The sequence below is a fragment of the Gammaproteobacteria bacterium genome (genome assembly GCA_032250735.1).
Lineage (GTDB): Bacteria > Pseudomonadota > Gammaproteobacteria > SZUA-152 > SZUA-152 > SZUA-152.
On record JAVVEP010000013.1, the window covers coordinates 41,114 to 54,835 of the forward strand.

The 13,722-nt window shown below is 59.6% G+C and carries 11 protein-coding genes; 2 read left to right on the top strand and 9 right to left on the bottom strand.

Features of this window, described 5'->3' with window-relative positions; all coding sequences use genetic code 11:
• Positions 1-33 precede the first annotated feature (33 nt).
• On the bottom strand, positions 34-408 hold the full coding sequence (locus tag RRB22_09190; protein MDT8384577.1) for a hypothetical protein: 375 nt from the start codon (positions 406-408) through the stop codon (positions 34-36).
• A gap of 448 nt (positions 409-856) precedes the next feature.
• Between RRB22_09190 and RRB22_09195 the strand changes: the two genes are divergently transcribed.
• Both RRB22_09195 and RRB22_09200 read left to right on the top strand, forming a co-directional pair.
• Positions 857-3,208 carry a DUF1631 domain-containing protein gene (locus tag RRB22_09195; protein MDT8384578.1) on the top strand — a complete coding sequence of 784 codons (2,352 nt, stop codon included), beginning with the start codon at positions 857-859 and terminating at the stop codon, positions 3,206-3,208.
• 110 nt (positions 3,209-3,318) lie between these two features.
• Positions 3,319-4,896 (top strand): PAS domain-containing sensor histidine kinase, encoded by a 1,578-nt coding sequence (locus RRB22_09200; protein MDT8384579.1) that lies wholly within the window; start codon positions 3,319-3,321, stop codon positions 4,894-4,896.
• 101 nt (positions 4,897-4,997) lie between these two features.
• On the opposite strand, the gene RRB22_09205 is transcribed toward RRB22_09200, so the two are convergent.
• The 8 genes from RRB22_09205 to RRB22_09240 form a co-directional block, all read right to left on the bottom strand.
• Positions 4,998-5,333: a DsrE family protein gene (locus tag RRB22_09205; GenBank protein MDT8384580.1), complete on the bottom strand. Its 336-nt coding sequence runs from the start codon at positions 5,331-5,333 to the stop codon at positions 4,998-5,000.
• 41 nt (positions 5,334-5,374) lie between these two features.
• Positions 5,375-6,778, bottom strand: coding sequence for a siroheme synthase CysG (gene cysG / locus RRB22_09210; protein MDT8384581.1), 1,404 nt, complete (start codon positions 6,776-6,778; stop codon positions 5,375-5,377).
• Between the two features lie 148 nt (positions 6,779-6,926).
• Complete coding sequence (gene serS / locus RRB22_09215) at positions 6,927-8,204, bottom strand: serine--tRNA ligase (protein MDT8384582.1); 1,278 nt, start codon at positions 8,202-8,204, stop codon at positions 6,927-6,929.
• Between the two features lie 224 nt (positions 8,205-8,428).
• Positions 8,429-8,740: a DUF190 domain-containing protein gene (locus tag RRB22_09220; GenBank protein MDT8384583.1), complete on the bottom strand. Its 312-nt coding sequence runs from the start codon at positions 8,738-8,740 to the stop codon at positions 8,429-8,431.
• Between the two features lie 11 nt (positions 8,741-8,751).
• On the bottom strand, positions 8,752-9,123 hold the full coding sequence (gene crcB / locus RRB22_09225; protein ID MDT8384584.1) for a fluoride efflux transporter CrcB: 372 nt from the start codon (positions 9,121-9,123) through the stop codon (positions 8,752-8,754).
• 50 nt (positions 9,124-9,173) lie between these two features.
• Positions 9,174-10,523, bottom strand: a complete 1,350-nt coding sequence (locus tag RRB22_09230; protein MDT8384585.1) for a replication-associated recombination protein A — start codon at positions 10,521-10,523, stop codon at positions 9,174-9,176.
• A 71-nt stretch (positions 10,524-10,594) separates the two neighbouring features.
• Positions 10,595-11,242: an outer membrane lipoprotein chaperone LolA gene (lolA, locus tag RRB22_09235; protein MDT8384586.1), complete on the bottom strand. Its 648-nt coding sequence runs from the start codon at positions 11,240-11,242 to the stop codon at positions 10,595-10,597.
• A gap of 174 nt (positions 11,243-11,416) precedes the next feature.
• A complete protein-coding gene (locus RRB22_09240; GenBank protein ID MDT8384587.1) occupies positions 11,417-13,678 on the bottom strand; it encodes a DNA translocase FtsK 4TM domain-containing protein in 2,262 nt (753 codons plus the stop codon).
• Between the last annotated feature and the right edge of the window lie 44 nt (positions 13,679-13,722).

The following is a 13,722-nucleotide window of genomic DNA, read 5'->3' on the forward strand; positions in this document are numbered from 1 at the left end:
TACTTATCGACAACAGGTTCCATACTACGTCTGCTATGAATTCTTCGAATCGCTGGCCGATCCACCATTTTTAGCCTCTTCTCGCTTCCAGTAATCATCACTGACGCGGCAATCCAGAAGCGCCATCGCAGACACCGCGACGATAGATACGATAATGAGGTAATGCGTCAACACCAGATCGCCCACATTGAAATAGATAAACCCCGAACAGGCCGCCAACACCGAATAGACAGCCAAACGTATCGGCACAATATAGGATTTGGGCAGCGCACTGCCTTTTCGCTCATTACTCGCCATTGTTAACCCCACAGCCTCTGCCGCTGTACTGCCTTTGTTGGCAAAAACCACGCAAAATGAAAAAGTAAAAAGCCGTGTTTGTGAATATAGAGCATCGATAACAAGGTGCAAGCAATTTGGCAATCTTTTTCTAGTTGGCTTTATGCCGGACCAGGATGAAATCAAAGGGAAGCATCATACCACAAAGAGTATTTTGTCCGGGAGACTGTCAAACTTTGAGTGTCTAGGCTGAAAAAGCGGTAAATGGGAATTTAGAGGCCCATAACCACCGAAAGTTTCAGCAGACAGGCCCACTATTTCATCTCAAGTTCCCGTTATTCCATCCCCGCGCGACCATTTTCTCGCACCACACCAGCCCAGTTCGATGGGCCGCTGACAAACAGCAGGCTCTCAAACCAGATCCCGTCAGGCCCAAAAAAAAAACGCCCGCCCGATTTGTGAGCGCTATCACACGAATAGGCTGGGGGTGATCACCCCAGCCGGCCGATAACAGCACTAGAATCGCTATCACCCGACAACACACCCAATGCGGGAATACCCTACCGCCAGGCAAAAAACCATGTCTATAAACCGCAATATCATTGACTTCGATCGCAACCGTCGTTCCAGTGAGCCCCTGCGGGCCATAACCTTGCCGCAGCTGGCCATTTCCGCTCAGCGGACCGCCAGACACCATTTGCGCCAATTGCTCCCGTACTTTTTTTCCCGCATCGATGACAGCCTGTTCAAACTGGCGGATCAGGCCGGAAACCACCAGCAGCAGACGCTGTATTTCGATGCCATGCGGGAGGTCCGACTGCAAAACGGGCCCATGCAAAAGACCTATTTTGAGACGCTGGTAAAGGGCTTTGAGGCCGCCCTGTCCCAATCCGCCCCTGAGCATAGGAACCCCTCCGCCCTGGACCCGATAAGCCTGATGGAGGACGACGAGCTTGAAGAGTCACTGGCCATCAGCAATATGGTCAGCAGCGCCGAAACCCGTACCCGCGAGGCCCTGTTCGGGCTGACCGCGCGCCTGAATTACCTGATTGAAGATATTGAAATCACCCATGACAACAACCCGCTGCACCCCAGGGTCCTGATTGAGGCCTTCGTTCCCGCTGCCCAGCTGATGGATGCCGACATCAGTGTGCGGCTGATCATTTACAAGCTGTTTGATAAGTTTGTCGCGCAGCAGATCGGCCCGATCTACGATGCCATCAATGCCGACCTGATCGCGGCCGGTGTGCTGCCCCGCATCAAAAGTGAGATCCAGAAATCGGAAAATGCCCCCGCCCGACCGCCGGCAATGCCCGCCAGCGCGGCTGCCGGCACGCCCTTCACTGGTGCGGCAAACCTGTCCGCAGGCGGGGCCCAGCCTGCCCACACCGCCCAGGTCGGCAATATATTCGAGTCCCTGCAGCAGCTGCTGTCCCTGACCCGCGGCGCGCCGATCGGCGGCAGCACTACCGGAGCAGGGCCTGGCGGTTACGATTCCATCCCCCCTAGCAACGACACCACGACCTGCGCGCCGCAGGAGGTATTGCACGCCCTGTCCAATCTACAGATCAATAGTGACGCTCTGGTACAGCAGGCCTGGACGCAGCAGCAATCCAGCGCCGAGCTCATCAAGGCCTCGGTATTGGCGGCCCTCGGCCAGGGCGGCGATGCCAGCAAACAGATCGGCCAGGCGGACACCGATGTCATCGATATCGTCAGCATGTTGTTTGATTTTATTCTCGATGACCCCAGCCTGCCGGATCATTTCAAGGGCCAGATCGCGCGCCTGCAGATCCCCATGCTCAAGGTTGCCATCCTCGACAAGCAATTCTTCACCAAAAAGTCACACCCGGCCCGTCAGCTGCTCAATGAGCTGGCCTATGCCGGCAGCGGGCTGGACGATGAGATCCCCGAGGAGAATGCCGTCTACCAGATGGTCTGTTATGTGGTGAACTCCATCCTCGCCGAATTCGAGGAAAACACCGAGATCTTTATCACCCTGCATACCGAGTTTGCCGAATTCATCGACAACGAGCGCGCGACCAACAAGCTCGCCGGGGAGATGCTGGAGAATGCCAAAAGCCTGGTCGCCAAAGAGATTCAGCGCCGTGTGACGGACAACCGCGTCCCGCCGCTGGTCAGCACCCTGCTGATCGATGCCTGGAAAGATGTGCTCACCCACCTCTATTTACGCGACGGCAACAACAGCGTCGGCTGGAACACCGCCCTGCAGGTCGCGGACGACCTGATCTGGAGCGTGCAGCCAAAACTGATCGTCGGCGAACGCCAGCGGCTCATCAAGGTAATTCCACGGCTGCTAAACGGTCTGCGGGATGGCCTGACCCTCATCCGCTTTGACCCTGCCGCCACCGAGCAGCTGTTTGCCGGCCTGGAAACCCTGCATCTGGACAGCCTGCGCGGCGGCGTGACGACCGATCGGCCGCAGGCGCTACCCGCCTCGACCCACGCCGACATGGACAATGATGATTTTGGCGTCGACATGTCCTCGATGCCCGAGTCCGCTGACAATCACGCCGACGAGGAGGACGACATCATCGCGAGAATCATGATCGCCTCCACCCAGGACCGGCCGTGGGAAGACAGCGAGCTCAATGCCAGCCGCTATGCCGATGAGATCAGGGATATGGCGCTGGGCACGTGGGTCGAGTTTATCGCCGCGGATACCGAACGCCGCAGCCGTGGCAAGCTGGCCTGGAAATGCGACTTCACCGGCGAATACACCTTTGTGGATCGCAAGTACAAGGTGGTCGCCGATCTCTCCAACCGCAAACTGATCGAGGAATTTGAACTGGGCCGCGCCAGCTTTGTCGAGGACGTGCCCTTATTCGACCGCGCACTGGATTCCGTCATCAGCGGCATCAAGCACGCACTGGATCGTAATCCCACGGAAGCGGAACCGCCCGTGCATTAAGCCGTTCAACTTTCCCTGTAGCGCGCCGATAGGGCTACTGTTAGTCAGCCCTGGCGCATAACTGTCACAGCAAGAAAGGGGGCGACGCCGCTAACGGGAGCCCTCCTTTTTTGACCTCGCATAACCACAAGCAACCTTCAGCGGCCGGATTCACCACCGACTATCCGGCCCTTGCGCGGCTGCGTGAGACCCTGTCCCCGCTCTGCGAAGACAACCCCGTTGCCATGTGCATCACCAACCGAAAGTCCCAGATATTCTACGCCAACCAGGCCTTTCTCGATCTTCTGGCCAATCGACCCGCGCTGAATACGATCCAGGGAAAGGCCCTGCACCGACTTTTTCCGCAGGCCTCATGCCGTGCCATCGAGCGCATCGAGACTCTCATTGGCGCCAAAAAGAGCCAGTCTCTACACAAAATCCTGCACCTGGGCGCAGCGCCTACGGCGACCGCCATGGCGCTGCGCATCCAGATGCTGCATAACCCGGATGACCAGCGCATCGAAGGGGCGCTGATCACCCTACAGCAGGATGCCGACTGGTATAAGGCCCATTTTGAAGAAGAAAAACAGACCTTCACCGCCCGCATCCGCCAGCTCTCCACCGACCTGATGGACAAGCGCTCCCTGGTCAAAATCATGCTGGAGCGCAGCCCCATTGGCATCGCCCTGCTGGACAACCAGCGTCGCGTCATCCAGATCAACCGTACGGCGGAAAAAATTCTCGGCATCCCACGCCGCGAGGCCTTCGGTCTTCGATGCAACAACCTGTTTCACTGTTTTGAACAGGGCCAGCAGTGCCCGCTACTGGACGGCGGACAGGACATCGACCAGCAGGAGACGGCCTGTGCCCAGACGGGAAAGGGCCACCACACCTTCCTGCGCAGTGCGGTACGCAGTCACGAGCGCGATGAGGACATCATCATTGAGACCTTCATCGACGTCACCGATATGATAGGGGCACGACAGGCCAGGGAAGAGGCCTATCGCGCCAAGGATGACTTTTTTGCCAAGATGAGCCACGAGCTGCGCACCCCGCTGAACGCGGTAATCGGCTACAGCGAACTGCTGGCGGATGAGGATTACCCGCTCAACCCGGAAGAACAGCGGGAGTTTGCCGGTGCGATCCAGCGTGGCGGCTATGACCTGCTGCACCTGGTCGACCAGGTGCTGACCATTTCCAGGCTAAAGGAAAACAAGCTCGAGAGTGATGCGCAGGATCTACACCCCGGGCAGCTGATGGATGAAGTGGCCATCACCATTCGGCCACTGGCGGACAAAGGCCACAATCGGTTCTCCATCCGGCATGACGACAGGCTTGGGACCGTCTATGCCGATCCCGAACACCTGCGCGCCATCCTGCTTAACCTGCTCAGCAATGCCTGCAAGTTCACCAGCCACGGTGAGATCACGCTCAGCACGCAACGCCAGGCAGAGGCAACAAGGGACTGGGTGCTGTTTCGGGTGACGGACACCGGCATCGGCATAACCGAGGAGCAAGCCGGCAGAATCTTCAACCGCTTCGAACAGGCCGATAACTCCGCCACCCGGAGTTACGGTGGTAGCGGACTGGGGCTTTCGATCGCCAGGGACCTGTGCGAGATGATGGGTGGGCAGATTGAGGTGCAGAGCCAGCCTGGCCGGGGGACGACGTTTACCGTTAGACTGCCCGGGCAGCGACCGACAGGCTAATCAGGACTTTTATATTAACAAGGCACATGGAAAGGATACCTTTCCATGTGCCTTGTTAATACATCCGGCAGGCTTCTGCGCGACTCGATAACGGGTACGCACTAAAAGCTGATCACCTTGTCGGCCGCCTTGACCAGGGTATAGAAATTCTGCATGGAGCCCATCTCACAGCCCAGCTCTTCACGCAAAAAGGGCATGCTGTCTTCGCGATTGTCGCAACACACCCCACAGCCCATCAGCTTGCCGCCAAACTCATCAAAGATGTCGATCTGTTCTTCGATGTCATATTTCACCGAGGCCAGGCTCATGCACTCCACGCCCTTGCCCATCAGGAACATCGTCACCTCATCGTCATAACCCAGGCAGGTATTGGCAAAACGCCAGGCATTCCACGCCGTCTCGGGATCATTGGAATACAACACCACCAGCACGTTCATACCCTCTCCCCGCTATCCCCAACCCGACAACACGACCCTTTTCAGGATTCACCCACCGATTTGGCGCCACCAAACCAGGCCAGTTTTTTGTGCAGCGCAACCACCTTACCGACGATGATCAGGGTTGGCGGTTTGATGGTGGTGGCATCCATCAACTCCGGCATACTGGCCAGCGTCCCCACCAGCACCTTTTGTTCCCGGGTGGTCGCCTTCTGTACCAGGGCGATCGGCATATCCGCCGGCATACCATGCTCGATCAGCTTGGCGCACAACGTCTTCACCCCCAGCAGGCCCATGTACACCACCAGGGTCTGATGCGGTTGTGCCAGCATCGGCCAGTTGAGATTCATGCTGCCATCCTTGAGATGCCCCGTCACGAAGGTGACAGACTGCGCATAGTCACGGTGGGTCAGGGGGATACCGGCATACGATGCCGCGCCCGCCGCAGCGGTGATACCCGGCACAATCTGGAAGCGCACCCCCTCCTGCATCAGGGTGTCGATCTCCTCGCCGCCACGCCCAAAGATAAAGGGATCACCGCCCTTCAGGCGCAGTACGCGCTTGCCCTTCTTGGCGAGGCGGGCCAGCAACAGGTTGATGTCCTCCTGCGGCAGGGTATGTTTGTCACGCTCCTTGCCCACGTATACCAGATCGGCATCGCGGCGCGCCATATCGAGGATCTCTTCCGACACCAGCCGGTCATACACAATCACGTCCGCCTGCTGCAACAGACGCAGCGCACGGAAGGTGAGCAGGTCAGGGTCACCCGGACCGGCACCCACCAGGTAGACCTCTCCCCGATCCTCCTCGACCTGGGCGGCATCCACGGCGCTGTGCATCGCCGCCCGGGCCGCCTCTTCCTTGCCGGCAAAGATCAGTTCGGCAATCGAGCCCTGCGCCACATCTTCCCAGAACCGGCGACGCTTGTTGCCGTCGGTCAGTCTGGATTTCACCGGGTCACGGAATTCGTTCATCAGCGAGGCAAGCCGGCCGTAGGCCGAGGGGATCAGGGTCTCCAGACGGGCGCGCAGCAGACGCGCCAGCACCGGCGAGGCGCCGCCGGTAGACACCGCCACCTGCACCGGCGAGCGATCAATAATCGACGGCACGATAAAACTGCACAGTTCCGGCTGATCCACCACGTTGACCGGAATGCAGCGGGCGTGGGCCAGTTCGGAAATATGCTGGTTGACGGCCCGGTCATCGGTGCCCGCCACCACCAGTACACAGGCGTCCAGATCGGCGTCCTCGAAGGGTCGCGCCTCATGGCTGATCTCGCCATTGGCGACACGGTTTTGCAGACTCTCGCACAGCGTGGGTGCGATCACCTGTACCTCGGCACCCGCCCGAAACAGTAACGACACCTTGCGCGCCGCCACATCACCACCCCCCACGACCAGACAACGCTTGCCATGGAGATCAAAAAAGACGGGGAAATACTGCATAGTTGAACCTTTAATAATGTGTAGGGTGGGCAATGCCCACCAATTTCAACTTACGTTAGGGCCACTCCGGTGGGCAGTGCCTTCACGCCTACGGATGCACCCTACTACGATTAGTTAGACGACACCGATCTGTTAAAAACCCAAAATACTAGGCGGCCGGAATCAGCGCCAGACCGCCCATGTATGGCTGCAACACCTCGGGGACCGTGATGCTGCCATCGGCCTGCTGATAATTTTCCATCACCGCGACCAGGGTACGCCCCACGGCCAGACCGGAACCGTTCACGGTGTGCACCAGCTCCGGCTTGCCGCCATCGGGGGTGCGATATCGGGCCAGCATGCGTCGCGCCTGAAAATCCTCGAAATTCGAACAGGAGGAGATCTCACGATAGGTCTTCTGCGCCGGCAACCAGACCTCCAGATCATAGGTCTTGGCACTGGAGAAACCTATATCCCCTGTGCACAGGGACATGACGCGATAGGGCAGCTTGAGCGCCTGCAGGATACGCTCGGCATGGCCTGTGAGCTCTTCCAGGGCGGCATAGGATTCCTCGGGGCGCACCACCTGTACCAGCTCCACCTTTTCAAACTGGTGCTGACGAATCAGGCCGCGCGTATCCCGGCCATAGGCGCCGGCCTCGCTGCGGAAACACGGGGTATGGGCGACAAACTTCCGCGGCATGCACTCATTTTCAATGATCACATCGCGGACGATATTGGTCAGCGGCACTTCGGCGGTGGGAATCAGGTAATACCCCCCATCACCCATCTGAAACAGGTCTTCCTCAAACTTGGGCAACTGACCGGTGCCGCGCAGACTATCGGCATTGACCAGGTACGGCACATAGGTTTCCGTGTAGCCATGCTCGGCGGTATGGACATCTAACATCAACTGGATGAGGGCGCGATGCATCCGTGCCAGCGGCCCACTGAGCAGGCTGAAACGACTGCCCGCCAGTTTCGCCGCGGTCTCGAAATCCATGCCGTCCACCAGGGCACCCAGATCGACGTGGTCTTTTACCTCAAAATCGAAATGCCTGGCTTCACCCCAGCGACGCACTTCCTCATTATCATTTTCATCTATACCCAGCGGTACGCTGTCGTGCGGCAGGTTCGGCACCGCCATCAGGATATCATTCAGCTGCACCTGCACCTCGGCCAGCTCGGCCTCCGCATCACGCAGCTTATCCCCCAGATCCGCCACCGCCGCCAGCAACGGGCCGGTATCTTCACCGTTGGCCTTTGCCTTGCCGATGGTCTTGGCGCTGTTGTTGCGCAGGCGCTGCAGATCCTGGGTGCTGACCTGTAGCTCTTTGCGCCGATTTTCCAGCGAAGTCAGTCGATCGACGTCCAGGCTAAAACCACGCCGCGACAGTTTCTCGGCAACGGCTTCGAGATCATTGCGTATCAGCTTTGGGTCTAACATATATTTAGGTTCTCTCTGCTATTTTGTTCATGGGCTAAAAACCCGCCGCGCAAGCCAAGCCTGTTGTTACTAACAAGTCACATGAAGAAGATACCCTTCAATCAAGACCGTCAGCAGCAGGGATGCTGCTGTCGAGCGTACACGGATGTATTCTCAGCGTGTCTTGATTGAAGGGTATCTTCTTCATGTGACTTAATAACAATTAGCGGATAATCAGTGGTGAATCAATTATCGACCGACAGGTGCACGAGCCAGCTGACGATGTGACCGGCGCCAAGCCGGGGATAAAGCGACTCGATCATCGCCGCGGCCCTAACGGGTTCGTCAAAAAACTCGATTACCATGGGTAGATCCAGCGACACGTCCAGTAACGATGAGGTGTGCATCGCGCCCGATGGGCCAAAGCCGGCAATCCCGCGAAACACCGTTACCCCGCGCACGCCGCCCTCATCATGGAGCTGTTTCAATAACGCGTTCAGATGGGCCTCGGCCTCGGTGAGATACACACGCACCATGGTGACCTCGATGGTTTTCATCGCCCTCTCCTTCATACCGACCTCCCTGCCAGCACACCCAGCCAGGTGGCAACCAGACATAAGGAAACACTCAACAGCACATTCAATAATGCCTTAAACACTTCACCCGCCTCCACCAGATTCAGCGTTTCCATGGAGAAGGTGGAGAAGGTGGTAAACGCGCCCAGCAGGCCGATCAGCAGTGCCGCGCGCCAGTGCGGCCCCAGCGCCAGCTTGTCCACCAGCATCACGTACAGGAATCCCATCAACAGGGAACCCAGCACATTGACGGCCAGGGTGCCGTAGGGAAAATTACGCCCCAACAACCCATAAATGCCGTTAGACATCCAGAACCGAAATAATGCACCGAGCGCACCGCCGATTGCTATTGCCAATACCTGCATAGGTTGATCGATTTCCCCGCTCCGGTTTAAACCATTTACTAACAAGGCGATTAGTCCGTCTGCTGCGGATTTTTATTCAATTGCCGCAGGTAACGCAAACGCTCGCCGATCCTGATTTCCAGGCCACGTTCCACGGGACGATAGTATACCCGCTCGCCCAGGGCCTCCGGAAAATATTTCTCCCCCGCCGCAAAGCCGTCCGCCTCGTCATGGGCGTAACGATAAGCCTTGCCGTAATCCAGTTCCTTCATCAGTTTGGTGGGCGCATTGCGCAGGTGCAACGGCACCTCCTGCGAACCCTCCCTGCGGGCATCACCCATCGCCGCATTGAAGGCGGTATACACCGCGTTACTTTTCGGTGCGCACGCCAGATACAACACGGCCTGCGCCACGGCCAGTTCGCCCTCGGGGCTGCCGAGACGCTCCAGCACATCCCAGGCATTCAGGGCCAGTTGCAGACCGCGCGGATCGGCGTTGCCGATATCTTCCGAGGCCATGCGCACCACCCGGCGGGCGACATACAGCGGGTCACAGCCGCCATCCAGCATGCGCGTCATCCAGTACAGGGCCGCATCCGGATTGGAACCGCGCACCGATTTATGCAGCGCGGAGATCTGGTCGTAAAAGGCCTCGCCGCCCTTGTCAAATCGGCGCAGGCCACCGGCCAGCACCTCGTTTAACAGCGCCTCGTGCAGGTGTTCGACGCCATGCTCATCCGCCTCTGCCAGATCGCCGGCGATCTCCAGCAGATTCAAGGCCCGACGTGCATCACCATCGGCGGCACTCGCCAGGGCGTCACGCTGGGCGTCCTCGACCTGCAAGGCGCGGGCGCCCAAACCGCGTTCCACATCCGCCAGGGCCTGATCGATAATGCGGCGTATCTCCGCCACGCTCAGGGATTTGAGCACGTACACCCGCGCCCGCGACAGCAGCGCGTTATTCAGTTCAAACGAGGGATTCTCGGTGGTGGCGCCGATGAAGGTCACCGTGCCGTCTTCCACAAAGGGCAAAAAGGCATCCTGCTGGGACTTGTTGAAGCGATGCACCTCGTCCACAAACAGCACCGTGGCGCGGCCCTGTTCATTACGCAGACGCCTGGCGGAGTCGATGGCGGCGCGGATATCCTTCACCCCGGAGAGCACCGCCGACAGACTAATAAACTCCGCCGCGGCGCTGCGCGCAATCATCCGCGCCAGGGTGGTCTTGCCGGTACCCGGTGGCCCCCAGAACACCATGGAATGCAGCTTGTCCGACTCGATGGCCAGCCGCAGCGGTTTGCCCTCGCCGAGCAGATGGGTCTGTCCACAGTATTCCGACAGGTTACGCGGGCGCATGCGATCCGCCAGCGGGTGACTGCGCGGGTCGTCGTTAATGGCGAAAAGGTCGATAGAGTTTTGCATGTGTCAAATAGCGTCGAAATGCAGGGCCTTGCTAGTGGCGTAAACCGCAAGTAGAAAGTACTGCCTTGTCTCTAACCAGAATCACCCACCACATCCACCCCCTTGGGCGGCACGAAACGGAAACGCTCCTCGGGCAGGCTCACCCCGGTTTGCACATTGGTAAAGACCAGCCGGGTCTGCTGGCCAAAGCCGTCCACCAGTTCCATGCTCAACAGGTGCTGCGGGCCGAAGCCGAGGCGTATCTCCTTGAAACCGGTGTCCGCCTGCTTCGGTATCAGACGCACCCACTGCAGCGCATCCTCGCGATCGGTGATCGCACTGACCTCAAAGCGTTCGCTCACATCCCCGGTGCCGCTGAGCAACAGGGCCGGGGTGTCGCCCAGCGCCGCGTCCATCGGTTTGACGATCACCTGCTCCAGGTCCACATCGTAGATCCACAGGCGCTGACCATCGGCGACAATCTGCTGCTGGTAGGGCTGGATATAGTCCCAGCGAAACCGGTTCGGCCGCTGCAACAGCAGGGTGCCACTCGACTGCTCGGGCTGGGCAAATGCCGCGGCCTGCACGGTCTGCACAAAGTCCGCGCGCATACTGCCCTGCTCGGCAAAAAAGGCCTGCAGGCGCTCAGTGACCGAGGCCGCCGGCAGGGAGAGCGGCAGCAGCAATAGACAGCCGAGCAAAAGCGGGCGCAGGGAAAATGTTTTGTGGTTACACATCATGATGATTTACTCATTCCTTCCAGACATAGCGGAGACGTTCAACAGGGACAGATTCGTTCACAACGGGGACAGATCTATTTTTTCGCCAAGGCTGGAGGAGCTGGACGATGATGCTCGATGAAAAAATAGATCTGTCCCCTGACCGGTGCGGTCCCCTGACCTGAGGATTAAAAATCAATCCTCCGGCGGCGGCGGTGCGATGACCTCGCGCGAGCCATTTGACTGCAGGGGGCCCACCACACCGGCGCGCTCCATGTCCTCAACCATGCGGGCGGCGCGGTTGTAGCCGATGCGCAGGCGACGTTGCACGCCGGAGATGGAGGCCTTGCGGGTTTCGGTGACGATGCGCACCGCCTCGTCGTAGAGGGCATCGCTTTCCGAGCCCTCCTCCTCCAGGCCAGGCATGCCCATGTCGGCGCCGGCGGGCGGGCCTTCGAGAATCTCATCGATGTATTGCGGCGTACCGCGTTTGCGCCAGTCGGCCACCACGCGGTGCACCTCGGCATCGGACACAAAGGCGCCGTGCACACGATTGGAAATCGACGTGCCCGGCGGGATGTACAGCATGTCGCCGTGGCCCAGCAGCTGTTCGGCGCCGCCCTGGTCGAGGATGGTGCGCGAGTCCACCTTGGCCGAGACCTGGAAGGCGATACGGGTGGGAATATTGGCCTTGATCAGTCCCGTCAACACATCCACCGAGGGGCGCTGGGTGGCAAGGATCAAATGGATGCCGCAGGCGCGTGCCTTTTGCGCGAGGCGGGCGATGAGTTCTTCGACCTTTTTGCCCACGGTCATCATCATGTCGGCCAGCTCGTCCACGATCACCACGATCTGCGGCATGTGTTCGAGGAAGCGCTCGTCACCCTCCATGATGGGTTTGAAGAACGGATCTTTAATGGGTTCACCGGCCTCGTTGGCATCTTTGACCTTGCGATTAAAACCCGCCAGGTTACGCACGCCCTGATTGGCCATCAGTTTGTAACGCCGCTCCATCTCCGCCACACACCAGCGCAGCGCGTTGGCGGCGTCCTTCATGTCGGTCACCACTGGCGACAGCAGATGCGGAATGCCCTCGTACACGGACAGCTCCAGCATCTTGGGATCGATCATGATCATGCGCACGTCGTCCGGCGTGGCGTTATACAGCATGCTTAGCACCATGGCGTTGAGGCCCACGGATTTACCCGAACCGGTGGTACCCGCCACCAGCAGGTGCGGCATCTTGGCCAGGTCGGCCACCACCGGATGGCCGGCGATGTCCACCCCCAGGGCCATGGTCAGCGGCGAGCTGGCCTGTTCGTAGACCTGGGAACGCAGTACCTCGGAGAGCCGCACGATCTCCCGGATCTCGTTGGGAATCTCCACCCCGATGGTGTGTTTGCCGGGGATCACCTCCACCACGCGCACGCTGATGGCCGACAGGGAGCGCGCCAGATCCTTGGCCAGGGTGGTGATTTTGCTGACCTTGACGCCCGGCGCCAGCTCCAGCTCGTAACGGGTCACCACCGGGCCGGGATGCACCGCCACCACCTGCACCTCCACGCCGAAGTCGGCCAGCTTGATCTCCACCTGACGCGACACCGCCTCCAGCGCCGCCGGGGAGACATCGCTCTTGCGCGCCCCCGCCGGGTCCAGCAGCGACAGCGCCGGCAAGCTGCCCTCCACCGGCGCATCAAACAGCGGTACCTGACGCTCTTTTTGTTCCCGATCGGAAATCTGCGCCACCGGCTTGATCACCGGCTCAATGCGCAACGGGGCGCGCTTCTCGGTCTTCTGTTTGGTGGTCTGCATCGCCGCCTCGCGCTTGGCGCGGGCACGGCGGCCCTCGATCTCATCGCGCAGGTTGAGAAGCCACTCGCGCAACCAGGCCAGCGTGCCCAGCGTCAGGCGGCCGGTGCTGTCCATCAGCCGCAACCACGACAGGCTGGTGAGCAGGGTGATACCGGTGAGAAACAGCGCCAGCAGAAACAGGGTCGCACCCAGCGGATTGACCACAGCCACCAGGGCATTGCCCACCACGTCACCCAGCACCCCGCCGGAGCCCTCCGGCAGCTGGGAGAAATCGGCAAAATGCAGTTTGGCCAGACCGGCTCCCGCACCCAGGGTAAAAAAGAATCCCAGGGTACGCAGTGCGCCGTGGCGCAGATCCATCGGCCCTTCGCGTTTGCGGCCCATGAACAACAGCCAGCCCCAATAGGCCACGCCCACCGGCACCAGATAGGCGAGATAGCCGAACAAGAGCAGAAATACATCGGCAAACCAGGCGCCCAGCACGCCGCCCGCGTTGGCGATGTGGCTCACCGTTTCGCTGTGCGACCAGCCGGGGTCGCGGACATCGTAGGAACTGAGAGACACCAGCAGGTACAGGGCGGTGGTGCCGAAGATGATCAGCGCCCCCTCACGCAGGCCCCGGATCATGTGTGCCGCAAGCGGCATCTTGTGCTTTGCCAGCTCTGCTTTGGTCTGTGCTTTTGCTTGTG

What these genes read in the sequence shown, in the direction of transcription:
- RRB22_09195 (MDT8384578.1), top strand. Translation starts at nt 857, where the DNA reads ATGTCTATAAACCGCAATATCATTGACTTCGATCGCAACCGTCGTTCC.
- RRB22_09205 (MDT8384580.1), bottom strand. Translation starts at nt 5,333, where the DNA reads ATGAACGTGCTGGTGGTGTTGTATTCCAATGATCCCGAGACGGCGTGG.
- cysG (MDT8384581.1), bottom strand. Translation starts at nt 6,778, where the DNA reads ATGCAGTATTTCCCCGTCTTTTTTGATCTCCATGGCAAGCGTTGTCTG.
- serS (MDT8384582.1), bottom strand. Translation starts at nt 8,204, where the DNA reads ATGTTAGACCCAAAGCTGATACGCAATGATCTCGAAGCCGTTGCCGAG.
- RRB22_09220 (MDT8384583.1), bottom strand. Translation starts at nt 8,740, where the DNA reads ATGAAAACCATCGAGGTCACCATGGTGCGTGTGTATCTCACCGAGGCC.
- crcB (MDT8384584.1), bottom strand. Translation starts at nt 9,123, where the DNA reads ATGCAGGTATTGGCAATAGCAATCGGCGGTGCGCTCGGTGCATTATTT.
- RRB22_09230 (MDT8384585.1), bottom strand. Translation starts at nt 10,523, where the DNA reads ATGCAAAACTCTATCGACCTTTTCGCCATTAACGACGACCCGCGCAGT.
- lolA (MDT8384586.1), bottom strand. Translation starts at nt 11,242, where the DNA reads ATGATGTGTAACCACAAAACATTTTCCCTGCGCCCGCTTTTGCTCGGC.
- RRB22_09240 (MDT8384587.1), bottom strand. Translation starts at nt 13,678, where the DNA reads ATGCCGCTTGCGGCACACATGATCCGGGGCCTGCGTGAGGGGGCGCTG.